Raw genomic sequence first — 26889 nt, forward strand, 5'->3', positions numbered from 1 at the left:
CGAGCGTCGCGTCAACCGGCCTGCGTGGCGCGCACCGTGCGTGCGGCGTTCACGGCCCGGATTTCCACCACTGGCGGCCCATCGGCCGCGGCCCCGTTCTTCCCGCCCACTTCGAGCGGAACGAGCACGACACGCGCCGGCGTGCCGGGCGCGAGATGGAACCAGTCGTCGCGCGGCATGAAGCCCGGCGCATCGATCTGCACATGGCGTGCAACGTGCCGTGTGTCGATGTCGACGTGCCACGTGTCGCCGGTGCGCGACACGCACGCCTCCAGCCCGAGTTCGCGGCGAACCAGCACGGCAGGGTGCGTGCGGGACGGGAAATGGAACGCCTGAGACAGCAGCATGCCGTCGTCGGCGGCGCGTAGCGTCGCGACGACGGTGTCGTGTTCGCAGGGCCCGAAGCGGTACGCATAGGTCCAGTCGAAGAAGCGGCCGAGCAACTCGGCCGAGCCGATTCGCACGGTGTCGTGCGCCGCGATCCGTACCGGGCAGCCGGCCCGCGCGACCGGCGTGCGGCCGTCGCGCAGCGCGACCAGCTCGAGCGTTGCCGACAGCGGCGCGGGGCGCTCGTTGACGACATGTACGTCGAGCCCGTTCAAGCCTTCGTCGACGAGCAGTACCTGCACGGGTTGCAGGACCTGGCGCAACGCATGCCACGCCGATTTCGGCCGGTGCGCGGCGTCGATCACGCCCCAGCCGGCACCCGGCATCACGTCCAGGAATTGCCAGACGAGCGCGCCGGCGCAGCGCGAGCCGGTGCGACGCCATTCGGAAAACGTGTCGCGCATCAGGTCTGCGATCACCGCGCGCGACAGCTCGAAGTAGCGCGCCGGATCCTCGCGCCGCAGCCGGTCGGGTGCGACGTGGTAGAGGGTCTGCAGATAGTGGTCGCGAACGTCCTCGAAATCCCACGACGTGCCGGGGTCGCGCGGCACGGCGGCCTTCCAGCGCGGCTCGTGCACGCCGGGCCAGCCGAGCTCGGCGAGCGTCGCATCGCACGGCAGGTTCGAGAACGCGAGGCATTCGCTCGCGAAGCGCACGTCCGCGCGGCGCGCGTCGTCGAGCGGGCGCAGGTACGCACCGACGCCGTAGTAGTGCGACACGCGTTCGCGCGGCGCGAACGGCAGCACGCCGCCGTCGGGCGAATCGGGCACGTACGGGACGTCGGGCCGGCGTGCGGCCGCAAGGCCGGCCAGCCGGTCGGCGGTCAACTCGAGGAAGCGCTGCTTCGGCCCGAGCCCGGACATCGCGGCCTGTTGCGCGATCTCGCTGCCGCCGCACAGTACGGCAAGCGACGGCGATGCGCCGTGACGCGAGAGGAACTGCCGCGCCTCGCGATCGACGTTGTCCGCGAACGCGGGATCGTCGAGCGCATAGTCGAAGTTCGCGAACATGAAATCCTGCCAGACCAGCAGCCCGAGCCGGTCGCACCAGGCGTGAAAGGCATCGGCCTCGTAGGCCATCGTGCCGCCGACGCGGATCATGTTGAAGCCGGCTTCGCGCGCGAGCCCGAGCAGGCGGGCGTAGGTGGCGTCGTCCGCGTGCAGCGCGAGCGGCGCGGCGCTGCTCCAGCACGCGCCGCGCGCGAACACGGGCACGCCGTTGATGCGCAGCCCGAAACCCTTGCCGTCCGCGCCGGCGTCGACCTCGATCGTGCGGAAACCCGTCGCGCCGAGCGGCCGCCGCTCGTCACCGATATGCAGTGCAATGTCGTACAGCACCGGCTCGCCGTGCGTATGCGGCCACCAGAGGCGCACGCCGGGCACCGCGACGCTTGCGCGCAGACGGTCGGGTCCGGCCCGTTCGAGCGTGGCGTGGTGCTTGCCGCACGACAGCCGTGCCGCGAGCGCGTCGGGCAGCGGTGCGGCGAACGTCAGTTCCGCGTCGAGCCAGCCCGTGTCGCCTTCGATGCGCGCATGCAGGTCGCATTCGACGAGAACGGGGCCGTCGGCCGGATCGAGCACGTCCACGGGCCGCCACGGGCCGGTCGGCACATGCGGCGGAAACCAGCCGGGCATGTGTCCGAACAGCGACGTGCGGATCGTGCGCAGTGCCGCCGGCTCCGCGAGCCGCGTGCGCCAGCGCGCGCGGCGCGGCGCGCGCGTATCGTGCAGGTGCGGCGCGAGCGCGCGGAAACAGAGGGTCAGCCGGTGCGTGCCATCGAGCGACACGGATACGTCGTGCGCGACGAACATGCTGTCGGAGCGGAGGATCGGGGTGTCGTCGAGCCACGCTTGCGCGAGCGTCGCAAGGCCGTGAAAGCGCAGCACGCGCGGCCCGTGTCCGCGCAGTTCGATCCGGTACCAGTGGTCGCGCTCGTCGAGCGATTCGGCCTCGTCGAGCCGGCCGGCGAGCGCGAGCGACTGCGCGACCGTGCCGGGCACGGTCGCCGGGATCCAGTCGGCGCCGGCGGCCGGGAGGTCGCGCGGTTCCCGTGCGGCGCCCGCGGCCGTCGCCAGCATCGACCACGCGGGCAGGGCACGCGTGCGCGTCACCGCATGACCGGCACGGGTGCCGCAGTGTCGCTGTGTACGGGCGTCAGGTGCCGCAGCGGCAAGCCGATCTGCCGCGCGCAGGCGACCACATCCGCATACGCGGCCTCGATCGCTTCGAGCGTCGAGTCGCCGTGCTCCTCCTTGCCGCGCGCGCAGGCGCGCGCGAGCCGGAATTCCAGCACCATCGCTTCGGACGCAATGCGATCGCACGCGGCGCGGATCTCGGCGAACGGCCCGACGCAGCCGCTGGCTTGCAGCCAGCGCGCGTAGTGGCCGAACAGTTCGAAATTCGCACCGAGCTGCCGAACCGAATTGAACGAGTAGGCATGGAAGTGCTCGAGCGGTGAGTCGGCGAGCGTCCGCGCGTCGGTCTGCAACTGCCGCCGGAACGCGGCGATCGGGTCGACCACCGGCAGGCGCCGCAGGTGGCGCTGCAGCGCGGCGAGCGACGTTTCGCACAGCGCGCGCTCGTCGAGCGGCGCAAACCGCCGCTTCGCGCATTCGACGTACGGCGGCAGCGTCATCGGCGAACTGCCGCCGACGAGCCCGTTGTAGTCGAAATCCTCGGCCACGTAATAGCCGCTGTTGTGGAAGTAGCCGATCTGGCGCTTCGCGCGGTCGATCGCATCGATGCCGATCGTCGTCTTCGTGTGCTGCGTGCGGTAGCTGCTGCCGCGCGTATCGGGCAGGAACCACGCGTCGACTTCGACGATCATCAGGTGACCGCGCGCGACCTGTGTCTCGATGTGCAGGTCGAGCGGTTCGTAGATCGAGTGCTCCTGCACGACGATGCCGTACAGTCGCTCCAGTTCGTCGTGCGGAAACTTGAAGAACGTGAACTGGTCGCCCTCGAAGTCGAGCGCAATCGTGAACGGCAGCGCCGCGTACGGATTGAAGCCCCACCACCGGAGCACCTCGAGCCACATGTCGACGTAGCAGTTGGTCTGTTTCCAGACCATCTCCTGGCTGTGCAGCGGATGCGGCCGGTAGTGGCGCGCGCGGTGGCGCACATCCTCGAACGACGCGTCTTCGCCGTCGCGGGACACGAATCTCATGGCGTGCCCCACAGCACGTCGCGGACTTCGCGCGGCCATGCGTCGAGGTCGAAGCCGTGATGGCGGAACAGCGCGAGCGTGAGCCGTTCGAGGCCGAAGCCGACGCAGCCCGTGTGCGCAACGTCGCCCGTCGCGGTGCGGATGTCCCACAGCAGGCCGAAATGATCCATGTGGTAGTTGAAGCTCAGGCAGGCGGTCTGGCGACCGTCGTGCTCGATCGGGATCAGCAGCTCGAACTTCAGGTTCTGCTCGCGCTGGCTGTTCGCGACGATCTTGCCGCCGCGCCCGAAGAACGGATCGTTCGCGAGATCGATCGCGTTGGGCAGGCGCAGCGCCTCGATCATCCGCGTGCCGCGTTCGATCCACGTCTCGCGGAACGACACGATCTGCTCGGGCGTGCCGATCCGCACGTATTCGCGCATCCGGAACAGCTGCATCCGGGTCGGATCGAGCGACGGCTCGTGGCGGAAGCAGTACGAGAAGACGTCGACGATCCGCCCGTCCGCCGGCAGCGCGCCCGCGCGCGCGACGACCGGATAGACGGGGTAGCACGCGGCCGGCGTCATCACGACGTAGGTCGGCTTCTGGCTTTCCGTCCAGTCGTCGCCGCGATCGAGGCACTGCAGTACGCGCTGGTGCTGGCGCTCGTCGCCGCAGAACGCATGCACGCTGCCCGCGAGCTGCGGGAAGCTCTTCATGTATTCGCTGCGCTCGAACTCGGTGCGGCTCATCGCCGGCGGGAAGCGCAGCACTTCCGCCTGCTGGTCGGCGCCGATGCGCGTGACGAACGCATCGAGCGCTTCGACGACGCGCTCGAACCGTTCGCTGCGGCCGAACAGGCCCTGGATGCCGGTCGAGACCAGCAGGCCCGCATCGATCAGTTCGTCGCGCAGCGGGTTGACGCCCGCACGGTCGAGCGGCGCGTCGGCGGGAGCGGAGGCGGAGGAGGGCACGGCAAGGCGATCGTTCACGAATGTTTCTCCAGCGTCGCAGGACGCAGCGCGAGCAGCAGGTTCGAGGTATTGGCGGCAATGCGGTCGTTGTTGATCATCAGCGGCGCCGCGTGCAGGTCGCGAATGTGGCGGCCGATGCTGAACGGCGTGCCTTGCTTGTAGCCGGCCATCCCGCAGATCATCATGGCCTGGTGCGCGACTTCCAGCGCGGTCGTCGACACGTAGGTCTTCAGCGTGTTGATCTCGGCGGCCCAGGCCATGCCGGCCGACCACGAGCGCGCCGTCGCATTCGCATGGAGGCGCAGCACGTTGTCGACGCGGGCCTGCATCGCCTGCATCAGCGCGAGCGATTCGGCAATGCGCCGCGACGCGGGCGACGGTGCGCCGTCGGTCTGGCGTGCCTGCGCGCGGAAGAACTGGTGGGCGCGATGGAACGCGTCGCCGGCCACGCCGATCCATACCGCGGCCCACAGGATGTGCGATACCGGCACCATCGTTTCCTCGGCGATCTTCGCGAACGGCACCGGCAGGCACTGGACGGCGGCGCCTTGCGCGTCGAGCTCGAAACCGTTGCTGCAGGTGCCCCGCATCCCGAGCGTGTCCCATTCGCCGCGGCGGGTGAGCGTGTAGCCGTCGCGCAGCAGCGTGACGAGCACCTGCTCGGAAGCCGGCGCGTCCGCATCGCGTCGTGCGGTCGCGAGGATGCCGTCCGCATAGTCGCCGTACGAGATCGTCGGCGCGGATTTGCGCAGCCGGAACTCGCCGCCGTCGGTTTCGAGCGCGCACTGGCTCGCGCGCAGGTTGCCGCCGACGCCGTCTTCCGACGTGGCCGATGCGAGCAGCCACTGGTGGCGCACGAGCTGCTGCAGGAACAGCTTGTGCCAGCCCTGGTCGGCTGCGTGATTGACGATGCACGCGACCTGGATCTGGTGCATCGCGAACACCATTGCCGACGACGCGCAGGCCTGGCCGAGAATCGAGCAGGCCGACACGATGTCTTCCAGCGACGCGCCAGCGCCGCCCAGATGGGTCGGCACCATCGCGCCGAGCAGGCGGCGCGCGCGCATCGCCTCGATCGCCTCGACGGGGCAGCGCGCGTCGCGGTCGACCGCGTCCGCGTGCTGGGCGGCGATCTGTGCGACGGCATGCGCGGCCTCGTCGAGCCGACGCGAATCGCTGTCGGCCGCGAGTTCGGGAAGCGGCGCGCTCATGCGGAATGCTCGGTGCGTTGCAGCGTGGCGATCGTGTCCGCGAGCGCATCGATGCTGCGGAACAGGTTGCGGTTCAGCATCTCATCGGGAATCTCGATGTTGAATTGCTTCTCGATCGCGAGCATCAGCTGGATCGTGTCGAGCGACGAGAGGCCTGCTTCGTAGAGGTCGTCCCCGTCGCCGATCGAATCGATCGCGGCTTCGAGGTGGGCGACGTGCTTCAGGATGGTTCTGATTTCGTTTTTCACGTGCTGCTCCGGCGTGCGTGGTGTCGTCCGCTCGGGCAGACGCGCGATACGCGCTGACGTCCCCCCGGCAGTCCGGCATCAGTAGACCATTGGCAGACACTGCGTTCTGTTCGCCACCCTACAAACAGCTAACCCCGAGCTAACCCCGCGCAACGAAGCGCCGCGCCGCACAGGCGGGCCGGTCAGGTGCGCGATGCGGCCGGCACACCCGAGTCGGCCGACAGGATGCGCTTCATCTCGTCGCGCACGATCGCCCGGCAGCCGCACGACATTTTTTCGAGGCCGTCGAGGTCGGCGAGCTCGATCGAGCTCCGGTATTGCCGGATCAGGCCCAGCTTCTGGATTTCGCCGGCCGCATCGGTCACCGTCTCGCGCCGCACGCCGAGCATCTGCGCCAGCATGCTGTGCGTCACCTGGATCTCGATGCTGCGCGTGCGGTCGTATGCCAGCAGGAACCATCGGCATAACTGATGTTTGAGCACGTGATGGCGGCTGCAGAACGTGATCTGCGAGACCTGTGCCATCAGCAGCCGCACGCAGACGAACACGAGATGGCGGATCACCGGCGACGCATCGAACGCGGCGGCGAACATGCGCCGGTCGAGCCGGTAGACGAACCCGTCGCGGCAGGCGACGGCCCGGCAGGGCATCCGGCCGCTGCCGCCGATCACGTCGTCGCATACCACGCTTTCGCTGCCGATCTCCGCCACTTCCAGCGTCATGCCACCGGACGACACGTACTGCAGCGAAATCGCGGTCGTGACGGGCAGGTAGACCGCGGCGAGCATTTCGCCGGGTTCGCAGAGCACCTGCCCCGATTTCAGGTGGACGAGTTGAAGGTGGGGCGCCAGCGTCGCGAGCTCGTCGCGGTCGATGGCCGCGAGAAACCGGTTCGCGTCGAAGCTGTGGGAAAGCTCGATCATGCCGTTCGCGTGCGCGACGGCGTCAGGGGCCTGGTGAGTCACGGCGCATCCTCGTAGGGTGGCGGTCGCGCGTCGTCGCGGCGATACCCCGGAAAGGGGAATTCGCACGCTCGTGCGGACTTGTGTTCGTCATGAATGGAGTGACGGTACTGGCGAAAAGGCTAGCACGCTATTGAATTAGATTAATTGCATATTGCGTCATTTCACAAAGTTTGACGATTTTTGCCTGAGTGCAAACGTTATCCGGATTTAATGATTCATTTCGCCGGAATTAATCATCCGAAAACAGAATGCGACGGCGGCGATTCATTCGGTGTCAGCCGTGAATCAATCGAGCGGCGGCGCGCATCGCGTGGGGAGAGTACGTGACGGGCATTGAACATTATTTGACAAATAAATGGTGCTCGCAATAATGTTATTAAAAATCAGTATGTTGCATGCGAAGTGTGCGATAGGCCACAGAGTATTGAATTAGTGCGTCGATTCAAATTTGAGACAGTTTCAAACGACCGTGTGAGGTGGGGTGTCTCCGCGGAGCGTAGTCGGGGACGTCATGTAAACAATTGAAAATAGACTGTAAGTATATGAACGACAAGCCTCGCGGCGCCGGTTTGGTTGCCTCGGCTCGATGCAAAAGAAATGATCAGTCAAATGGCGTGCAGTGTCCAAGGTCCGGAAGAGTGTCCGGAAATGAGACGGTTTTTTGTTTTCTGGCCGATTATTCGGGCGATCTAAATCCGGCGTGATTCACATATTAAGGATGGGCATGTATTGGCACGTAAATCGCTTATTCGGGCTGGCGTGTCGAAACGGGACGGTCGACTCGATCCGGCGGCGACAAGCCGATGGTCGGTCGGAATCAGGGTTGTGGGCCGCAACCGCTGTGAACGTCCGGGCGCGCATCGCGATAACGAGTTCCGTGCACGCGGCAGCAGGCGGTGCGGACAATAAAAGGGATACAGACATGCTTCATCTTCACTCGAGCTACTCGGCGAATGCCATCCTCGCAGCCCTCCCGGAGGACAGCATCCGCACCATGGCGCCGCATCTTGAACTGGTCCGGGTCAAGGCCGGGGCACTCGACCGGGTCGGCGAGCCGATGCGCCACGTGCATTTCCCGACGACGGCAATGATGTCGGTGCAGCACCTGATGGAGGACGGTGCGATGGTCGAGGTGGCGCAGATCGGCCGAGAGGGGGTGGTCGGGCTGGCCACGCTGGCCGGCGGCGCCTCGGTGTCGCACCGGGTCGAGGTGCGCATCGGCGGGATGGCCTATCGCGTGCCGAGCTGCGTGATGCGCGCCGAATTCGAGCGATCGCCGGCGACCTACCGTCTGCTGCTGAACTACTGCCAGGCGACGATGGCGCAGATTTCGCGCAGCGCGCTGTGCAACCGGCATCACTCAGTCAGCGAGCAGCTCAGCCGCTGGCTGCTGCTTGCGCACGATCGCATCGACGGCGACGAACTGGCCGTCACGCAGCAGACGATCGCGAACATGCTCGGCGTACGGCGCGAAGGCGTGACGGAAGCGGCCGGCAACCTGCAGGAAGCCGGATTGATCCGGCAGCGCCGCGGCCGCATCACGGTGCTCGACCGCGACGGCCTCGAACATCACGCGTGTGAATGCTACGACCTGATTCGCGCCGACTATCGCAGGTTGCTCGGCACGCGCGGGACGGCGCGGCCGACGCCGACGCCGGTTCGCCCCCGCATGCCGGAGGGGCGTTGCGGGTTCCCGGCGCATGGTGCGTGACGATGCAGTCGAGGTCCGGTGGAACGAATGCGATACGGCGTGCCGCGATCGCGGCGACCGACGTCGTGCTCGTGCTGGCAGGCGCGCTCGCGGCGCAGGCGGCGTCGGGCCTCGCGTGGCGCGAGCTGTCCGACGCGCAGCGCGGCGCGATCGCGCTGCTGTGCGTGCTGACCGTGGCATTGCTGCCGCGCTATCTGCGCACCGTGCGCGGCAGCGTGGCGCCGCAAGGCGGCACGCATGCGCTGACGCAGACGATGGTGGCGCTCGTCTGCGCCAGCGTGCTGACGGTGACCGCCGCGACGTGGATCATGAACCGCGGCGGCACGGTCACGACACGCTGGATCGTGCGTACGGTGCTGGCCGGCGACGCCGCGCTGCTGCTCGGCCGCGCCGCGCTGCTGGCGCTCGCGCTGACGCGCGACGACCCGCGCGCGCGGCAGCGCCGTGTCGCGGTGGTCGGTGCAACCGCGTACGGGCGTGTCGCGGTCGAGCGGATGCAACTTGCGCCGCAGGGCCCGTTCGCGGCGGTGTGCGTATTCGATGACGATGCGCAGGCAGCTTCCGGCGGCATCGGCGGCGTGCCGGTGATCGACGACTGGAACGCGTTGCGCGACCTGATTCGCGGCGGCGAGATCGACGAGGTCTGGCTCACGCTGCCGATGTCGCACGAATGGCGGATCCAGCGCATCGTCCGCGAGTTGCGCGACGAGTTCGTGGAACTGCGGCTGCTGCCCGACGTGCGCCAGATGGCCGTGGTCGATCGCTCGGCGACCGACGTGCTCGGCATGCCGGCGATCAATCTCGCGACCACGCCGCGCTCGGCGCCGGAGCTGTGGGCGAAGTTCGCGTTCGACCGGCTGTTCGCGTTCGGCGTGCTGATTCCGTTGCTGCCGCTGCTGTCGATGCTGGCGATCGCGGTCAAGCTGTCGTCGCCGGGGCCCGTGCTGTTCAGGCAGCGCCGCAAGGGCGTCGACGGCCGCGAGTTCGACATCCTGAAGTTCCGGACGATGCGCGTGCATCGCGACCAGCCTGGCGTCGTGCGGCAGGCGTCGCGCAACGATTCGCGCATCACGCGCGTCGGCGCGTTCCTGCGGCGCACGTCGCTCGACGAACTGCCGCAGTTCTTCAACGTGCTGTTCGGGCAGATGTCGGTCGTCGGCCCGCGTCCGCATGCGATCGAACACGACGATTTCTACCGGCAACTGATCGACTGCTACATGTATCGCTATCGCGTGCGGCCCGGCATCACCGGATGGGCACAGGTGAACGGCTATCGTGGCGAGACGCGCAAGGTCGAGGCGATGGAAGCGCGCGTGAAGTTCGATCTGTTCTACATGCAGAACTGGAGCTTCTGGTTCGACATCAAGATCATCCTGTTGACGGTCGTGCGCGGCTTCATCGGGCGCAACGCGTTCTGACCGACGGCCGGGCATTCCGTCAGCGGCGAGTTCGAGTACGGCGTGCCATCGCGCTGGCCCATCACGCGTGCCGTGCTCCACATCGCGGCGCGCGGCGGCGGGAACGCGCGTCAGCGCATCGCGAACGCGTCGGGATAGGCCGAGCGCTCGGCGGTATCCCTGACGCACGCTTGCGCGATGTCGAGCACGTCGCGCACGGCCGGATTGTTCTTCAGCGCATGCTGATGAACGAGGTAGAAATTGAACCACTGACTCGAATCGAACGGACGCGCAACCAGCTCGCGGTTCGCGCACAGGTCGGCCGCGGTCAGCGCATTGAGCAGACTGACGCCGTCGGTGAGCCGGATGACTTCGCCGAGCGAACTCATGCTGACGCGCAATTCGTAGCCGAGCCGCCGGCGATCGCTTGAGTCGTCGTAGATCAGATGGTCGGACTGGATCGGCTTGATGTACTGCTGATCGGCAAGATCGTCGTAGGTCAGCAGCTTGCGCGCGGCAAGCCGGTTTTTGCGTGTCAGCAGCGCGACCATCTTCGCGCCGAACACCGGCACGAAGATCAGGCCCGGTTCGTGGATCTCGTAGGACACGATCGCGAGATCGAGGCGACCGCCTTCCACATCCGAGATGAGCCGTCCGCTCGCGGCGACGTCGAGCGCGACACCTGTGCCGTCATGCGCCTGCGCATACTGCTGCGCGAGCCGGGGCCCGAAGCTGTGGCACAGCCCCGGCGCGCAACCGATGCGCAGCGACGCGACGCCGTTGTCCTGCAATAGCGAAATTTCCTCTTCGATGCGATTCAGCCGGTCGAGCAACTGCACGGCCTCGTCGAGCATGTAGCGGCCGGCCGGCGAGATCTGCAGGCGCTGGTTCTCGCGCGCGAACAGCCGGATGCGCAGGCTGTCCTCCAGCCTCGCGAGGGCATGACTGACTGCCGATTGCGTGATGCCCAGCTGAACGGCCGCTTGCCGTGTGGAGCCGGCCGTGGCGATCGCATGGAAGATTTCGATGTCGCGCAGGCTGAAGTCGCTCCGCATGTTCGCTCCGGTCAATCAATTGATTAAAAAAGATCATATATTGACCGAAAAATAATTCAAAGCGAGACTGCGATCCAGTCAAACAACAGGCCGGTTCCTTTTGCTGTATTGGCTTTCGAGCCGTCGGCAGATGATGAATCAAATCGGTCACTCATCTTACGGAGACACCTTCAGCGCCGTTGCGCCGCCGCGCAGCGCGCTGTCCGCCATGCCATGTTCGATTTCCATCTCGTGTTCAAGTACCTGCCGATGCTGTTCGAAGCGGCCGCCGTGACGGTGGAGCTGACACTGCTCGCCACCGTATTCGGCCTGGTCATCGGCCTTGGCGCCGCGCTCGGCCGACTGTCGCGCCATCGTGTGCTGCGTGATGCCACGAGCGCCTACATCTGGCTGATCCGCTCGACGCCGCTGCTCGTGCAGCTCTTCATCATCTATTTCGGGCTGCCCCAGTTCGGCATCGAGCTGTCGCCGTTCACGTCCGGCGTGATCGGTCTGGCGCTCAACGTCGGCGCCTACAACGCGGAGACGATTCGGGCGGGCATCCTCGCCATTCCGCATGGGCAGATCGAGGCGTCGCGGTCGCTGGGCTTTGGCGCCGCGCGCACGATGCGGCTCGTCGTGCTACCCCAGGCGCTCAAGCTGATCGTGCCGCCGCTCGGCAACAACCTGATCATTCTCACCAAGGACACGTCGCTCGTGTCGACCATTACGCTCGCGGAGCTGTTCATGCGCACGCAGCAACTGGTCGGCGCGACCTTCAAGCCATTCGAACTCTATTTCGCCTGCGCCATGATCTATGCATTGCTGACCACCGGTACGAGCATGGCGCTGCGCCAGCTCGAACAGCGTCTGATCCTGAAGGGAGGTCGCGCATGAACGGGGCCCAGCCGCAGATCGTCCTGCGTGACATCCACAAGACCTATGGCGCGCTCGAGGTGTTGAAAGGCATATCACTCGAGGTCCGCAAGGGCGAGGTGGTCGTGCTGATCGGGCCGAGCGGATCGGGAAAGAGCACGCTGCTGCGTTGCGTGAATCATCTCGAGACGCCGACGCGGGGCGAGGTGAGGGTGCTCGGCAGTCTCGTCAACGATCCCGCTCGTGGACACGGTGCCCAGGAGCGTTACCTGAATACGATGCGGATGAAGGTCGGCATGGTGTTTCAGCATTTCAACCTGTTCCCGCACCTGACCGTGCTCGAAAACCTGACGCTCGCGCCGATGCAGCTGCTCGGCATGGCGGCCGCGCAGGCGCGCGACGAAGCGAGGGAACTGCTCGACAAGGTCGGCGTGCTCGACAAGCAGGATGTGTATCCCGGCAATCTGTCCGGTGGCCAGAAGCAGCGCGTCGCGATTGCGCGGGCGCTGGTCCTCAAGCCCGACGCCATGCTGTTCGACGAGCCGACGTCGGCACTCGACCCCGAGATGGTCGGCGGCGTGCTGGCAGTCATGGAGCGGCTGGCAAAGGCCGGCATGACGATGATGGTCGTCACGCACGAGATGCGGTTCGCGGAGCGCGTGGCGGATCGCGTCGTCTTCATGGCCGACGGCCGGATCGTCGAGGACGGCTGCCCGTCCGAGATCTTTCATCGGCCGTCGCACGAACGGACCCAGGCGTTCCTCGCCGACATCCGGTGAGTGCGCGCGACCTCGAATTACCTTACGCAACCCGAAAAGGACGTCAATGAGCGACCATCTCTTTTATCAGTCTGCCGTGCAGCTGCCGACCATCGCGCGCGCCGAAGGCATCTATGCATGGGACACGGACGGCAATCGTCACATCGATGCGTGTTCCGGCGCCATCGTGGCCCAGTTGGGACACGGCCATCCGGCTGTCCGCGACGCGATGCTCGCGCAGCTCGACAAGGTCGCGTTCTCGTACCGCACACAGTTCGAGAACCGGCCTGCCGTGGATCTCGCGGAGAAACTCGTCGGCCTCGCCGGCGGCCGTTTCGATCGCGTGTTCTTCTCCAGCGGCGGCTCGGAGTCCGTCGAATCGGCATTGAAGCTCGCACGCCAGTACTGGGTATGCCGCGGCGAGCCGGCGCGCAGCGTGTTCATCGCGCGTCAGCCGTCCTATCACGGCTCGACGATGGGCGCGCTCGCGATGACGAGCTACACGCCGCTTACCCGGCCGTTCGAGCCGATGATCCAGCTTTATCCGAAGGTCGCTTCGCCGACGCAGTATCGCGTGCCTGCCGGCAAGACTGCGGAACAGCATGCGCTCGATTGCGCGGACGAACTCGACGCGGCGATTCGCGAAGTCGGTGCCGAACGGGTGGCCGCCTTCGTCGCGGAGCCGATCGGCGGCGCGAGCACGGGCGCCGAAGTGCCGCACGATGCGTATTTCACGCGTATCCGCGAAATATGCTCGCGGCACGGGATCCTGCTGATTCTTGACGAAGTGATGACGGGCATCGGCCGCACGGGGCGCTGGTTCGGCTTTCAGCACTGGAACGTCGACGCCGACATCCTGTGTGTCGCGAAGGGGCTCGGCGCCGGGTACTACCCGACGTCGGCGATCGTCACCCGGGCCGAGCTGACCGACCCGATCCTCGCGTCGGGCGGATTCCAGCACGGTTATACCTACGCCGGCAATCCGCTCGCGAGCGCGACGGCGCTGGCCGTGATCGACGTGATCGAACGCGAGGGGCTGGTGGAGAACGCGGCCGTGACCGGCGACTACCTGCGCAACCTGCTCGACGATCTCGCGACGCGGCACGACTTCATCGGCGACGTGCGCGGACGCGGCTTTCTGCAGGCGATCGAGTATGTCTCGGATCGCGACGCGAAAACCCCGTTCGACCCGGCGCTCCGGTTCGGCGAGCAGGTGACGCGTGCCGCGCGTGAACAGGGCGTGATCGTCTACCCGCGCAAGTCGTTGATGGGCGAAACCGGCGACCATACGCTGATCGCACCGCCGCTGATCACGACGCGCGCGCAATGCGACGAGATCGTCGAGCGGCTCGACCGGGCATTCCGGACGCTCGGGCGATGAGGGATTCACGCATGGACAAGCGCATGCAACTGGCCGACGCGGTCGCACCGATCCCGGACGGCGCGTCGATCATGGTCGGCGGTTTCGGGTCGCCGGGCACGCCGTTCTCGCTGCTCGCCGAGTTGCAACGTCAAGGCAAGCGCGATCTGACGATCATCAAGAACGACGCGAACCAGGACAACTACGGCGTGTCGCGACTGATCGAGGCCGGTGTCGTGCGGCGGCTGCTGACGACGCATCTCGGCTTGAGCGGGCCCGCGCGGCGCGCCTACCTGTCCGGCGCGCTGCAGGTCGAATTCTTTTCGCAGGGGTTGTTCGCCGAACGCATTCGCTGTGCGGGTGTCGGCCTGCCCGGCGTCGTGACCGACATCGAACTGCCGCCGGAACTCGGCGTGACACGCGAGACGATTTCGGTCGATGGGCTGACGCTGTATTTCGAATCCGCGCTGCATGCGGATTTCGCTCTGCTTCGCGCCGACCGGGCCGATCCCAGCGGCAATCTGCGCTATCGCGGTGCGGCGCGCAACTTTTCGCCGCTGATGGCGATGGCCGCAGATCGGGTGCTGGTCGAGGCACGCGTCGTCGACGCGACACCCATGGCACCCGACGACATCCATACGCCGGGCATTCACGTGCACGGCCTCATCCAGATCGACGGAGACAGCGATGAATACCAGCCCATCCAGCGCTGACCCGCGCCACGTGATCGCGCGCCGGGCCGCGCGCGAGGTGGCGCGAGGGCAACTGATCAACCTCGGCATCGGCCTGCCGACCCTGATTCCGTCGTATCTCGGCGATCCGCCTGCCGCCTGGATCCACTCGGAGAACGGCATCGTCGGCGTCGGTGCGCTCGCGCGCGCGGCCGATCTCGACCGCGAGTTGATCGATGCCGGCGGCGGCTATGTGTCGGTCGTGCCGGGTGGCGCGATCGTGGACAGCGCCGAGTCGTTCGGCATGATCCGGCGCGGGCTGGTCGACATCACGTTCCTGGGCGCGTTGCAGGTGTCGGCCTACGGCGACCTCGCGAACTGGCTCGTGCCGGGCGGCCTCGTGGCCGGTATCGGCGGCGGCGCGGAACTCGCGCAGAAGGCGCGCCGCGTGATCGTGACGATGCCGCACACCGACAAGAACGGCCGGCCGAAGATCGTCGAGCACTGTACGTTGCCGCTCACGGCCCGGCGCCGTGTCGCGATGGTGATCACCGAACACGCGGTATTCCGGTGCGACGCGGACGGGCTGACGCTGGTCGAGCGACTGGGGACGATGAGCGTGGCGGACATCCGGAACCTGACCGATGCCGACTTCACCGTTGCCAGGGAGGCCGCATGACGTACACCGATCGCGACGCATGGATTGTCGGATATGCACGGACGCCGATCGGGCGTGCGTTTCGCGGCGCGTTCAACGACACGACGTCGCCGACCCTTGCGGCCCTGTCGTTACGCGCCGCGGTGGCGCGCAGCGGTCTCGATCCGGAACGGATCGATGACGTGATGCTCGGCTGCGCATTGCCGGAAGGCACGCAGTATTACAACGTCGGCCGGATGGCGGCGCTGGCGGCCGATCTGCCCGTCAGCGTAGCGGGCATGACGGTCGACCGGCAATGCGCGTCGGGACTGATGGCGGTTGCCATGGCGTCGGCGCGAATCGCCGGCGGCGAAGCCGACGCGATTCTGGCGGGTGGCGTCGAATCGATCAGCCTCGTCCAGAACGCCAACATGAATCGCTATCGTCAGCAGGACGAACAGTTGCTGGCCCGACACGCCGACGCCTATATGCCGATGGTCGAGACGGCGGATGTGGTCGCGAGTCGATATCGCGTGTCACGTCGCGCACAGGACGACTATGCGGCGCTCAGCCAGCATCGTGCGGCGCATGCGGCCCAAGCGGGCTGGCTGCGCGACGAAATCGTCGCGGTCGACGTGTGCAAGCTCGAGCGGGACAAGGCGAGCGGCGACAGCGTGCCGCGCACGCTGCGCGTGAGCGAAGACGAGTGCAGGCGCCCCGGTACGTCGGCCGACGCGCTGGCCGCGCTCGATCCCGTGCGTGACGGGGGCACCGTGACGGCCGGCAATGCCTGTGCGCTCGCGGACGGTTCGGCCGCCTGCGCGGTCGTATCCGGTGCGATGTTGCGGACGCTGGACGCACCGCCGCTCGGACGCATGATCGCGTGCGCGGTCGCCGGCTGCCGGCCCGACGAGATGGGCGTGGGCCCCGTGCCGGCCGTCCACAAGCTGCTCGCGCGCACGGGTCTGTCTGCTGCCGATATCGACCTGTGGGAACTCAACGAAGCGTTCGCGTCGCAGGTCGTGCATTGCGTCGATGCGCTCGGACTGTCGTATGAAACCGTCAACGTCAACGGCGGAAGCATTGCGCTCGGTCATCCCTATGGGATGACCGGCGTGCGGATGGTCGGGCATGCGTTGCTCGAAGGGGCGCGACGTGGCGTACGCCGTGTCGTCGTCACGATGTGCATCGGCGGCGGGCAGGGCGCCGCCGCGTTGTTCGAGGTCGCGCAGCGCGAGTGACCGCGCGATGCCACGTCGAACGTCTCGATGCGTTCGATTCACGATCAAATCGACATTCTGGAGACTGGAAATGACTTTGATGCAACGATTGACGAGGGTGGCCTGCGCGGCGCTCATCGGTGCCGCCAGCGTCGCGGCACACGCCGACGATCTCGACAGGGTCCGGCAGACCGGCAACCTGACGTTCGCGCTGACCGGCAAGTATCCGCCCTTCAGTTTCATCGACGAGTCGGGCAAGCTGACCGGCTTCGACGTCGATATCGGCAACCGCGTCGCGAACCGGCTTGGCGCGAAGCCGGTCCCGGTCATGACCGCCTGGGACGGCATCGTCGGCGGATTGCTGGCCGGCAAGTACGACGCCGTGATCGGCAGCCTGGCCATCACCGACGAACGGTTGAAGGCTGTGGATTTCACGCGGTCGTACTATCGTTCGGGCGCGCAACTCTTCGTGCCGAAGGGCAGCACGGTGCAGGACATCGGGCAGTTGAAGGGCAAGGTGATCGGTGTCACGCTCGGCGAAACGTACGAGGCGTGGCTGCGCAAGAATCGGCCCGACGTGCAGGTGAAGACCTACAAGGGGCTGCCCGACATCCTGATCGACTTGCAGAACCGCCGTATCGAAGGATTCGTGACGGACCGCATCGCGGGCATCCTGACGATACGCGACAAGCATGTCGATGCGAAGCCCGCCGGGCCGCTGCTGTATCCGGAGAAGATGGGGATCGCGGTGCGCAAGGACAGCCCGAAACTGCTGGATGCGATCAACGCCGCGCTCGATACGATGCTCAAGGACGGCGAGTACGGGGCGATCAGCAAGCAGTGGCTCGGCGAGGACGTACGCTGAGCCCGCAGTCCACCCGGGTCGTTGCAAGCCGGCGGCGGGCGCGGCGTTTGAGCCTGCGCTCGCCATCGGCGGCGTCGCGTCGCTTGGCGATCGTGTCGTGATTTCGCGTCCGTCCCCAGTTTCACGAAACGCATGCCGAACGCTGCAGTGCACGCTGATTCCGGTCAACACATGCGTGTTCAATGGGTTTATCCTGCGTCGAATGCGTCCGGCACTTGTTGTCTCCGGGCGCACATCCGGACACGGTGGCAGGCGGTGACGCCTGCCCGCCGCGCACCGGCGCGACACCGCGCGCCGCAATGCTCCGCGCGGAACCCGGAACAGGAGAGACGGCCATGGCGCTCGACCAACAACAACGGCAGACGCTGAAACAGCGGCTGAACGAGAGCGAGCAGACGTTGCGTGCGGAGATCCGCACGAGCGAAGACCAGCGCGCGTCGGAATCCTACGCAGACCTTGCCGGCGTGGCGCCGGACGAGGGCGACGAGGCGAATGCGGATCTGTTCGTCGACGTCGATCATGCGTTGATCGGCATGAAGCTGACCGAACTGCGCGCGATCGGTCGCGCCCAGCAGCGGATGCGCGACGGCAGCTACGGCGAATGCATCGACTGCGACGGCTCGGTCGGCTACGAGCGCCTGCTGGCGCGCCCGGCCGCCGAACGCTGCACGCATTGCCAGTCGATCTACGAGCGGCACTACGCCACGACGCCGCGCGCCTCCCTCTGATTCCGACGACGCGACCGCAACGGCGCTGCACGCGATACGCGGCCGGCGTACGATGATGAACGGGCGCCCGGCGGCGTCAGCATGCGGCGCCGGGTGGGCAGACGCCGTCGCGCACGCGCGTGGCGCCATCCACGTGGAAGGGAGCCACGCCGATCATGCCGATCCACAATGCCGGGTGTGCGGCCGTGTTCGCCGAGATCGCCGACATGCTCGAGATCCAGGGCGCCAATCCGTTCCGGGTGCGTGCCTATCGCAACGCCGCACGGACGATTGCCGACTACGGGCGCGATATCCCGACGATGATCGCGAACGGCGACGATCTCGGGAAGATTCCGTCGATCGGGCCCGATCTCGCGTCGAAGCTGCGCGAGATTGCCGCGACCGGCACCTGCGAGCTGCAGCAAACGCTGCGCCATGCGTTGCCGGGCGCGATCGTCGAGCTGCTCGACGTGCCGGGGCTCGGCGCGAAACGCGTGAAGGCGCTGCATGACGCGCTGCACGTCGATTCGCTCGAGCAGCTTCGCGCGGAAGCGAAGAGCGGGCACGTGCGCGAGCTGCCGGGCTTCGGCGCGAAAACCGAAGCGCATCTGCTCGAAGCGATCGACGACCGGCTGAAGCGCGACCCCCAACGCTTCCTGCTGCCGGATGCGGCGCACTCGCTGCTGCCGCTGCTCGCGCGCCTGCGCGCGATCGCGGGCGTCGGCAAGGCCGTGCCGGCCGGTAGTTTCCGCCGCCGCCGCGAGACGGTCGGCGATCTCGACATCCTCGTCACCGCACGCGATCCGGTCGCCGTCGCCGAAGCATTCGTCGGCTATGGCGAGGTGGCGCGCGTGCTGGCGCACGGCAAGACGAAGTCGAGCGTCGTGCTCGCCAGCGGATTGCAGGTCGACCTGCGCGTCGTCGATGCCGATGCGTTCGGCGCGGCGCTCGTCTACTTCACCGGATCGAAGGCGCACAACATCGCGTTGCGCAGGATCGCGCAGGCCGGCGGGTTGAAGATCAACGAATACGGTGTGTTTCGCGGCGACGAACGGATCGCCGGCGCGACCGAGGCGTCGGTCTATGCGGCGATCGGGCTGCACGACGTGCCGCCCGAGTTGCGCGAGGATCGCGGCGAGATCGACGCGGCGCGCGCGGGCACGCTGCCGGCGCTGGTCGAGCGCAAGCACGTCCACGGCGATCTGCATGCGCATACCGACGCATCGGCCGGCCGTGACAGCCTGCGCGCGATGGCCGATGCGGCACGCGCACGCGGGTTCGCGTACCTGGCCATCACCGACCGGGCACCGCATGCCGGCGTCGACCGCGACAGCTTCGACTGGCTGGCCCGGCAACTCGACGAGATCGATCGCGTCAATGCGTCGTTCGACGATTTCGCGCTGCTCAAGGGGGTGGAGGCCGGCATTCGCGAGGACGGCAGTCTCGATGTGCCCGATGCGATGCTCGGCCGGCTCGATCTCGTGGTCGGTGCGGTACGCGACGGCTTCGCGCTGTCGCGCGACGCGCAGACCGCGCGCATGCTGCGCGCGATGGACCATCCGCATTTCACGATTCTTGCGCACCCGACGGGCCGCGTGCTCGGCGAGCGCGAGGCATGCGAACTCGACGTGCCGCGCGTGATCGCGCACGCCGCGGCGCGCGGCTGCTTCGTCGAACTCGATGCACAGCCGCGGCGGCTCGACCTGCCGGACATCTGGTGCCGTGAGGCCGCGAAGGCCGGCGTGCCGGTGGCGATCGGCTCGGAGGCGTGCAGCACGGACGAACTCGACAATCTCGCGTACGGCGTCGATCAGGCGCGGCGCGGCTGGCTCACGCGGCCCGACGTGCTGAATACGCGCACGCTCGCGCAGTTGAGGCCGCTGCTTGCACGCACGATGGGGGCGGACGGTGCGTCGAAGCGTAGCGGCGCGAAGGGCGAGTGAACGCGGCCGGCGCCGTGTGCCGCCAGCCGAAAGCCATCAGCCATGCGTGAGTGCGGTCACGTCATGCCAGCACGTCGGCCGCCGGCACATAGGGCAGGCCGAGCGCCAGCGCGACCGCTTCGTACGTGATGTGTCCGTCGCACACGTTCAACCCCGCGCGCAGATGCGGATCGTCGGTCATCGCCTGCTTCCAGCCTTTGTCGGCGAGCGCGAGCGCATGCCCGAGTGTCGCGTTGTTCAGCGCGAAGGTCGACGTGCGCGCGACTGCGCCGGGCATGTTCGCGACGCAGTAGTGCACGACGCCGTCGACGACGAAGGTCGGGTCCGCATGCGTCGTCGCATGTGAGGTCTCGAAGCATCCACCCTGATCGATCGCGACGTCGACGACGACCGCCCCGGTACGCATCGTCGCGATCATGTCGCGCGTGACGAGCCGCGGCGCCGACGCGCCCGGCACGAGCACCGCGCCGATTACCACATCGGCATCGCGCACGGCTTCGTCGATCGTGTGCGCATTCGAGCAGACGGTCGTGATCCGGTTGGCGAACACGAGGTCGAGCTGGCGCAGCCGGTTCACGTTGGTGTCGAGTACGGTGACGCGTGCGCCGAGGCCGACCGCCATCTGCAGCGCGCCGGTGCCCACCACGCCCGCGCCGAGCACGACGACATGCGCGGCCGGCACGCCGGGCACACCGGCCATCAGCAGACCGCGCCCGCCACGCGGGCTTTCGAGGTGGGTCGCCGCGACCTGGATCGACATGCGCCCGGCCACCTCGCTCATCGGCGCCAGCAGCGGCAGGCCGCCGCCCGGGCCCGTCACGGTTTCGTAGGCGATGCAGACGGCGCCGGACTTCACGAGCGCGGCCGCCTGTTCGGGATCGGGCGCGAGATGCAGGTACGTATAGAGGATCTGCCCGCGCCGCAACATCGCGCATTCCGCCGGCTGCGGCTCCTTGACCTTGATGATCATGTCGGCGCGCGCGAAGACTTCGTCGGCGCCGTCGCAGAGCGATGCGCCCGCGGCCGTGTAGTCGTGGTCGAGCAGGCCGATCGCCGTGCCCGCGCCGCGCTGCACCAGTACGCGATGGCCGTGTCGCGTCAGTTCGTGCGCGCCGGCTGGCGTGAGGCCGACACGGTATTCGTGGTTCTTGATCTCTTTTGGCACACCGATCAGCATGAGTCGCCTCCATGGCCTTCGTTATCGTTGTCGTGCAGGTGCGCGATGCGGCGAACGATGCACATGCGGCCGATCGCGCGGGGGCGTATCGATCGCAGTACTGGAATAACAGGGTAGTAGTGCGCGGAGGGAAGTCAAGCGGCCGGCCCGCGTGTGCCCGCGCGCACACTGCATCGCACCATGCGTCGTGGCGGGTTGCGACCGGAAGTCGCAATGCATGCGTCGCCGGGTTTCGGTATCGTCACGGGTGTCGCGGGCCGAGGCCGCGCGCCGGAACCTTGCCGGCAACACATCGAAATAACGACACAACGAGACGAGGACACTGACCGCCATGACCGGAGCGTATTTCATCGTGCCGACGCTTTGCGCAATCGCACTCATTCACGTTTACTGGGCGTTGGGCGGGCGGCGCGGCAAGGGAGCGGCCATTCCGGAGCAGGACGGCGTGCCGCTGCTGCGGCCGACCGCCATCGGCACGCTTGCCGTCGCGGCGGCGTTGCTGGGCGGCGCGTGCGTGGTCGCCGCGCGTGCCGGCTGGCTGGGGCTGAATCCGTATCACGGCGCGATCACGTTCGCGGTCGTTGCGCTCGCATTGATCTTCGCGGTGCGGGCCGTCGGCGATTTCCGTTATGTCGGCTTCTTCAAGCGGATTCGCGGGTCGCGTTTCGCGCGGATGGACTCGCTGTATTACTCGCCGCTTTGCGCGGCGCTGGCGCTGTCCATCGCATCGATGTTCTGGCCGTGGTGAGCGCGCGTCTCAGCGCGCAGGCGAATCCCTCTCCATAAGGCATTCCGCCGGCACGGCGTCGGTCAGCCTGTACCGTTTTCGGCGACGAAGAGCATGTGGCCTTGCCGATGCATGCGCTTCACGTCGACGTCGAGCATCACGGGCACGCCGCCGTGCGTGCCGACGGCCAGCGCCGTCCGGATGTCCGGCGACAGATGCACGTGATGACGGGCGCCGCCAGTTCTTTCTTCCAGGTACGCATGACGCGCGGAGGCCATCCGGCCGCCATGCGAACCGGCTCCCTCGGATGCCCCATGTGGCTGGAAAGAGACAGCCTTCGGCCACGCTCGACGCACAACAATCCTTTGCCTGACACGCACATCGCCCGGTAATCGCGCGATCCTTGTGCATTCTGGCTTCCGGATTTTTCAATTGTTGCGATTTTCAATGCATTGAATTGCATTGACGCCTCTTTTATTGGAACCGGTTCCATATATAATCCGCGGCTCTTGTCGCCGGATCCGAAAGAGGGTCGTGCACGTCGCGCTTGCTGTCGGCAAACGTCGCGTCTAAGTTGAATGAGGGTCATGAGCGATGAGGGGCAAATGCGGGCAGATGCCGGTATTTGTCAGATGATAAGGCCCGCGAGAGGTCGACCCGTGCGGTGCAGCCTGAACGGACGCGCTGCGCGGCTGCATGAAGGCGCTGCCGCGCGTTGCACGAGCGGTGCCTGCATCGAGGTTGTTCGCAACAGACGAAAGAACAGGACGGCCAGCCGCGTGCGGCATGGCTGCCATGCCGGACGTGCCGCATGCGGAGTGCGCGCGTCCGGGCCCCGATCCCCAACGATCAACATCCGACCATGTCCACGCCACCTGACAAACCCAACTCGCGCCGCCGTTTCCTGCGCACGTCGGTCGCGCTCGTGCCGATCGCGTCGGTCGCCGGCTGCGACCTGCGCTCGTCGTCGCAGTCCGCGACGACCGGCAACGCGCCCGGCGCATCGGCCAACGCCGAACGCGCTCCGTACAAGCCGACCTTCTTCGATGCGAAGGAATGGGCGTTCGTCCAGGCCGCCGTCGACCGGCTGATTCCGGCCGACGCCGAAGGCCCCGGCGCGCTCGAAGCGGGCGTGCCTGATTTCATCGACCGCCAGATGGAGACGCCGTATGCGCACGGCGCGACCTGGTACATGCAGGGGCCGTTCCAGCAGGGCGTGCCCGAGCTCGGCTATCAGTTGAAGCTGGTGCCGCGCGACATCTACCGGCTCGGCATCGCGGCGGTCAACCGCTATTGCGAGAAGACCCACGGCAAGGCGTTCGCGGATCTCGACGCGCCGACGCGCGACACCGTGCTCGGCGCGCTGGAGAAGGGCGGCGCGCAGATCGACGACGTGCCGCCCGGCGTGTTCTTCGGCCAGTTGCTGCAGAACACGCGCGAAGGCTACTTCTGCGATCCGGTGCATGGCGGCAATCACGACATGGCCGCGTGGAAGATGATCGGCTTTCCGGGTGCGCGCGCGGACTTCATGGATTTCGTCAACCAGAGCGGCAAGCCCTATCCGTACGGCCCCGTCTCGATCAACGGGGAGCGTAGCTGATGGCCGCAGAGAAAAAGCCGCATGTCGACGCGGTGATCGTCGGCTTCGGCTGGACCGGCGCGATTCTCGCGAAGGAACTGACCGAAGCGGGCCTGAATGTCGTCGCGCTCGAGCGCGGCGAGTATCGCGACACCTATCCGGACGGCGCGTATCCGAACACGATCGACGAGCTGACCTACAACATCCGCAAGAAGCTGTTCCTCGACCTGTCGAAGACGACCGTGTCGATCCGCCACGGCCTGCAGGACACCGCGCTGCCGTACCGGCAACTCGCCGCGTTCCTGCCGGGCGAAGGCGTGGGCGGCGCGGGGCTGCACTGGTCGGGCGTGCATTTCCGGATCACGCCGGAAGAGCTGCGCCTGCGCAGCCATTATGAAGAGCGCTACGGCAAGAAGTTCATCCCGGAAGGAATGACGATCCAGGACACGGGCGTGACCTACGACGAGCTCGAGCCGTATTTCGACTTCGCCGAGAAGGTGTTCGGCACGTCGGGGCAGGCGTACAAGGTCGGCGGCAAGGTGGTCGGCGACGGCAACGTGTTCGAAGCGAATCGCAGCGACAACTTCCCGCTGCCCGCGCAGCTCAATACCTATTCGGCGCAGCGTTTCTCCGACGCGGCCAAATCGCTCGGCCTGCATCCGTACCGGCTGCCGTCGGCGAACACGTCGGGGCCGTACACGAACCCGTACGGCGTGCAGATGGGCCCGTGCAACTTCTGCGGCTACTGCAGCGGCTACGCGTGCTACATGTACTCGAAGGCGTCGCCGAACCTGAACATCCTGCCCGCGCTGAAGCAGGCGCCGAACTTCGAGCTGCGCTCGAAGTGCCACGTGCTGCGCGTCGACCTCGACGACACGAAGAAGCGCGCGACGGGCGTCACCTACGTCGACCCGGCCGGGCGTGAAGTGCACCAGCCGGCCGATCTCGTGATCGTGGCCGCGTTCCAGTATCACAACGTGCACCTGCTGCTGCTGTCGGGCATCGGCAAGCCGTACGACCCGATCTCGGGCGAAGGCGTCGTGGGCCGCAATTTCGCGTACCAGAACCTGTCGACGATCAAGGCGTTCTTCGACAAGGACACCTACACGAACCCGTTCGTCGGCGCGGGCGGCAACGGCGTCGCGGTCGATGACTTCAACGCGGACAACTTCGACCACGGCCCGCTCGGCTTCGTCGGCGGCTCGCCGCTGTGGGTGAACCAGGCCGGCGTGAAGCCGATCAGCGGCATTGCGACGCCGCCCGGCACGCCGCAGTGGGGCTCGGCGTGGAAGAAGGCCGTCAAGGACAACTACGCACACACGATTTCGATGGACGCGCACGGCACCAACATGTCGTACCGCGACGTCTATCTCGACCTCGATCCGACCTATCGCGATTCGTACGGCCAGCCGCTGCTGCGGATGACGTTCGACTGGAAGGACAACGACATCAAGATGGCGCAGTACGTGACCGGGCAGATGAAGAAGATCGCGGAGGCGATGGGCCCGAAGGCGATCGGCGTGTCGACGCGCGAGTTCGGCAAGCACTTCGATTCGCGCGCATACCAGACGACCCACCTCGTCGGCGGCGCGATCATGGGCACCGACCCGAAGACGAGCGTGCTGAACCGCTACCTGCAATGCTGGGACGTGCACAACGTGTTCGTGATGGGCGCATCGGCGCTGCCGCAGGGCATCGGCTACAACCCGACCGGGATCATCGCGGCGCTGGCCTACTGGTCGGCGCGTGCGATCCGCGAGCAATACCTGAAAAATCCCGCGCCACTGGTGACCGTATGAAGACGACGATGAACCACAACGTCGCGCGCCGGATGTCGCGCGCGCTGGCGGCCGGTGCGGCCTGGGCCGCGTTCGGCTTCGCGGGCTCGACGGCCTTCGCGCAGCCGGCAGCACCCGCGGCGGCTTCCGGCCCGTCGGCCGCACCCGCGGCCCAATCCGCCGACGCGGCCCTGATCAAACGCGGCGAATACCTCGCGCGAGCGGGCGACTGTATCGCGTGCCACACCGCGAGCGGCGGCAAGCCGTTCGCGGGCGGGCTGAAATTCGATACGCCGATCGGCGGGATCTATTCGACGAACATCACGCCGGATCCGAAAACGGGCCTGGGCGGCTGGACGGTCGAGGACTTCACGCGCGCGGTGCGCGAGGGCGTGCGCAAGAACGGCGACACGATGTATCCGGCCATGCCGTTCCCGTCGTATGCACGCCTGACCGACGACGACATGAAGGCGCTGTACGCGTACTTCATGCACGGCGTCGCGCCCGTCGAGCACGAGAACCGCGCGGTCGACATCGTGTGGCCGCTGTCGATGCGCTGGCCGCTCGGGATCTGGCGCAAGATGTTCGCGCCGACGCCGAAGCCGTTCGACGCGGCGCCGTACACCGATCCGGTGGTCGCGCGTGGCGCGTATCTCGTGCAGGGTCTCGGCCACTGCGGCGCGTGCCATACGCCGCGCGCGGTGACGATGCAGGAGCGTGCGCTGACGGATGCCGGCGGCCTCGACTTCCTGGCCGGCGGCGCGGCGATCGACGGCTGGGTGCCGACGAGCCTGCGCGGCGAGCCGCGCACGGGCCTCGGCACGTGGACGGAAACCGAGATCGTGCAGTTCCTGAAGACGGGCCGCACGCTGCGCACGGCCGCGTTCGGCGGGATGACGGACGTGGTCGGTCACAGCATGCAGCACATGACCGACGACGACCTGAACGCGATCGCACGCTACCTGAAGACGCTGCCGCCGCGCGTGCAGGGCGAACAGCCGCACGTGTACGACGCGGCTGCCGCGAAGGCGCTGCAGACCGGCGATGCAAGCAAGCCGGGCGCGGCCGTCTATCGCGACAACTGCATGGCCTGCCACCGCAGCGACGGCCATGGCTACACGCGCGTGTTCCCGGCGCTCGCCGGTAACCCGGTCGTGCAGGGCGACGATCCGACCTCGCTGATCCACGTCGTGCTGGAAGGCAGTGCGCTGGAGGGCACGCGTACCGCGCCGTCGACGTTCACGATGCCGCCGTTCGGCTGGCGCCTGTCGGACCAGGAAGTCGCGGACGTGTCGAACTTCGTGCGCACGAGCTGGGGCAACACGGGGGCGCAGGTGACGGCCGCGCAGGTCGCGAAGGTGCGCAAGAGCGTGCCGTCGACCCGGCCCGAACCGCCGCCGGGCGCGCGCTTCCCGCAAGCGTCGCGCTGACGGGGCGCCGGCCCCGCCGTCCGATGTGCTTCAAGGCGCCGCCGCACCCGCGCGGCGCCTTTCATTGCGCCGGGGTTGCACCCCGCAAA

24 protein-coding genes are annotated in these 26889 nt (G+C 67.2%); 15 read left to right on the forward strand and 9 right to left on the reverse strand.

Annotated features, from left to right (window positions below):
- Positions 1–11: 11 nt before the first annotated feature.
- From QZM67_RS00915 to QZM67_RS00940, 6 genes are all read right to left on the reverse strand, one after another.
- A complete protein-coding gene (locus QZM67_RS00915; RefSeq protein ID WP_301800292.1) occupies positions 12–2498 on the reverse strand; it encodes a glycoside hydrolase family 2 protein in 2487 nt (828 codons plus the stop codon).
- Positions 2495–3553: a DUF1839 family protein gene (locus QZM67_RS00920; protein WP_043183477.1), complete on the reverse strand. Its 1059-nt coding sequence runs from the start codon at positions 3551–3553 to the stop codon at positions 2495–2497. The genes QZM67_RS00915 and QZM67_RS00920 overlap by 4 nt, the downstream gene beginning before the upstream one ends.
- Positions 3550–4524 (reverse strand): amino acid--[acyl-carrier-protein] ligase, encoded by a 975-nt coding sequence (locus QZM67_RS00925; RefSeq protein WP_175022196.1) that lies wholly within the window; start codon positions 4522–4524, stop codon positions 3550–3552. Before QZM67_RS00925 ends, QZM67_RS00920 begins: the two co-directional genes overlap by 4 nt.
- On the reverse strand, positions 4521–5717 hold the full coding sequence (locus QZM67_RS00930; protein WP_301800293.1) for an acyl-CoA dehydrogenase family protein: 1197 nt from the start codon (positions 5715–5717) through the stop codon (positions 4521–4523). The genes QZM67_RS00925 and QZM67_RS00930 overlap by 4 nt, the downstream gene beginning before the upstream one ends.
- Complete coding sequence (locus QZM67_RS00935) at positions 5714–5965, reverse strand: acyl carrier protein (protein WP_006490451.1); 252 nt, start codon at positions 5963–5965, stop codon at positions 5714–5716. Before QZM67_RS00935 ends, QZM67_RS00930 begins: the two co-directional genes overlap by 4 nt.
- A 182-nt stretch (positions 5966–6147) precedes the next feature.
- Positions 6148–6930 (reverse strand): Crp/Fnr family transcriptional regulator, encoded by a 783-nt coding sequence (locus QZM67_RS00940; RefSeq protein WP_043183483.1) that lies wholly within the window; start codon positions 6928–6930, stop codon positions 6148–6150.
- 922 nt (positions 6931–7852) lie between these two features.
- On the opposite strand from QZM67_RS00940, the gene QZM67_RS00945 reads away from it, so the two are divergent.
- A complete protein-coding gene (locus tag QZM67_RS00945; protein WP_175022194.1) occupies positions 7853–8641 on the forward strand; it encodes a Crp/Fnr family transcriptional regulator in 789 nt (262 codons plus the stop codon).
- Positions 8642–8643: 2 nt separating this feature from the next.
- Entirely contained in the window at positions 8644–10059 is a 1416-nt protein-coding gene (locus QZM67_RS00950) for an undecaprenyl-phosphate glucose phosphotransferase (RefSeq protein ID WP_301800294.1), read from the forward strand.
- A gap of 110 nt (positions 10060–10169) precedes the next feature.
- Here QZM67_RS00950 and QZM67_RS00955 read toward each other — a convergent pair whose 3' ends face one another.
- Positions 10170–11093 (reverse strand): LysR family transcriptional regulator, encoded by a 924-nt coding sequence (locus QZM67_RS00955; protein ID WP_301800295.1) that lies wholly within the window; start codon positions 11091–11093, stop codon positions 10170–10172.
- A gap of 213 nt (positions 11094–11306) precedes the next feature.
- On the opposite strand from QZM67_RS00955, the gene QZM67_RS00960 reads away from it, so the two are divergent.
- The 9 genes from QZM67_RS00960 (at position 11307) to polX (ending at position 20109) form a co-directional block, all read left to right on the forward strand.
- Positions 11307–11969, forward strand: coding sequence for an amino acid ABC transporter permease (locus QZM67_RS00960; RefSeq protein ID WP_043183487.1), 663 nt, complete (start codon positions 11307–11309; stop codon positions 11967–11969).
- Positions 11966–12727 carry an amino acid ABC transporter ATP-binding protein gene (locus QZM67_RS00965; protein ID WP_205823124.1) on the forward strand — a complete coding sequence of 254 codons (762 nt, stop codon included), beginning with the start codon at positions 11966–11968 and terminating at the stop codon, positions 12725–12727. The genes QZM67_RS00960 and QZM67_RS00965 overlap by 4 nt, the downstream gene beginning before the upstream one ends.
- A 46-nt stretch (positions 12728–12773) precedes the next feature.
- Positions 12774–14087 carry an aspartate aminotransferase family protein gene (locus QZM67_RS00970; RefSeq protein ID WP_301800296.1) on the forward strand — a complete coding sequence of 438 codons (1314 nt, stop codon included), beginning with the start codon at positions 12774–12776 and terminating at the stop codon, positions 14085–14087.
- Positions 14088–14098: 11 nt separating this feature from the next.
- Positions 14099–14779 (forward strand): CoA transferase subunit A, encoded by a 681-nt coding sequence (locus QZM67_RS00975; RefSeq protein ID WP_301800297.1) that lies wholly within the window; start codon positions 14099–14101, stop codon positions 14777–14779.
- Entirely contained in the window at positions 14754–15416 is a 663-nt protein-coding gene (locus QZM67_RS00980; RefSeq protein WP_301800298.1) for a 3-oxoacid CoA-transferase subunit B, read from the forward strand. The genes QZM67_RS00975 and QZM67_RS00980 overlap by 26 nt, the downstream gene beginning before the upstream one ends.
- Positions 15413–16615 (forward strand): acetyl-CoA C-acyltransferase, encoded by a 1203-nt coding sequence (locus QZM67_RS00985; protein WP_301800299.1) that lies wholly within the window; start codon positions 15413–15415, stop codon positions 16613–16615. Before QZM67_RS00980 ends, QZM67_RS00985 begins: the two co-directional genes overlap by 4 nt.
- A 70-nt stretch (positions 16616–16685) precedes the next feature.
- Complete coding sequence (locus QZM67_RS00990) at positions 16686–17459, forward strand: ABC transporter substrate-binding protein (protein WP_235995908.1); 774 nt, start codon at positions 16686–16688, stop codon at positions 17457–17459.
- A gap of 335 nt (positions 17460–17794) precedes the next feature.
- Complete coding sequence (locus QZM67_RS00995; RefSeq protein WP_301800300.1) at positions 17795–18187, forward strand: TraR/DksA family transcriptional regulator; 393 nt, start codon at positions 17795–17797, stop codon at positions 18185–18187.
- A gap of 155 nt (positions 18188–18342) precedes the next feature.
- A complete protein-coding gene (gene polX / locus QZM67_RS01000) occupies positions 18343–20109 on the forward strand; it encodes a DNA polymerase/3'-5' exonuclease PolX (RefSeq protein WP_301800301.1) in 1767 nt (588 codons plus the stop codon).
- 61 nt (positions 20110–20170) lie between these two features.
- Here the strand turns inward: polX and ald are convergent, their stop codons facing one another.
- On the reverse strand, positions 20171–21286 hold the full coding sequence (gene ald / locus QZM67_RS01005) for an alanine dehydrogenase (protein ID WP_175022187.1): 1116 nt from the start codon (positions 21284–21286) through the stop codon (positions 20171–20173).
- Positions 21287–21617: 331 nt separating this feature from the next.
- Here ald and QZM67_RS01010 point away from each other — a divergent pair, with 331 nt between their 5' ends.
- The gene (locus QZM67_RS01010) at positions 21618–22034 is read left to right on the forward strand and encodes a DUF3995 domain-containing protein (RefSeq protein WP_175022186.1); all 417 of its coding nucleotides are present in this window, start codon (positions 21618–21620) and stop codon (positions 22032–22034) included.
- 62 nt (positions 22035–22096) lie between these two features.
- On the opposite strand, the gene QZM67_RS01015 is transcribed toward QZM67_RS01010, so the two are convergent.
- The gene (locus QZM67_RS01015; RefSeq protein ID WP_301800302.1) at positions 22097–22291 is read right to left on the reverse strand and encodes an RNA 2'-phosphotransferase; all 195 of its coding nucleotides are present in this window, start codon (positions 22289–22291) and stop codon (positions 22097–22099) included.
- Positions 22292–22875: 584 nt separating this feature from the next.
- Between QZM67_RS01015 and QZM67_RS01020 the strand changes: the two genes are divergently transcribed.
- From QZM67_RS01020 to QZM67_RS01030, 3 genes are read left to right on the forward strand one after another with little or no spacing between them, the layout of a single operon-like run.
- On the forward strand, positions 22876–23613 hold the full coding sequence (locus QZM67_RS01020) for a gluconate 2-dehydrogenase subunit 3 family protein (RefSeq protein ID WP_301800303.1): 738 nt from the start codon (positions 22876–22878) through the stop codon (positions 23611–23613).
- Entirely contained in the window at positions 23613–25391 is a 1779-nt protein-coding gene (locus QZM67_RS01025; RefSeq protein WP_043183504.1) for a GMC family oxidoreductase, read from the forward strand. The genes QZM67_RS01020 and QZM67_RS01025 overlap by 1 nt, the downstream gene beginning before the upstream one ends.
- Positions 25388–26800: a cytochrome c gene (locus QZM67_RS01030; RefSeq protein ID WP_301800304.1), complete on the forward strand. Its 1413-nt coding sequence runs from the start codon at positions 25388–25390 to the stop codon at positions 26798–26800. The genes QZM67_RS01025 and QZM67_RS01030 overlap by 4 nt, the downstream gene beginning before the upstream one ends.
- Positions 26801–26889 lie beyond the last annotated feature (89 nt).

The organism is Burkholderia sp. AU45251 (genome assembly GCF_030482905.1).
Taxonomy (GTDB): Bacteria; Pseudomonadota; Gammaproteobacteria; order Burkholderiales; family Burkholderiaceae; genus Burkholderia; species Burkholderia aenigmatica.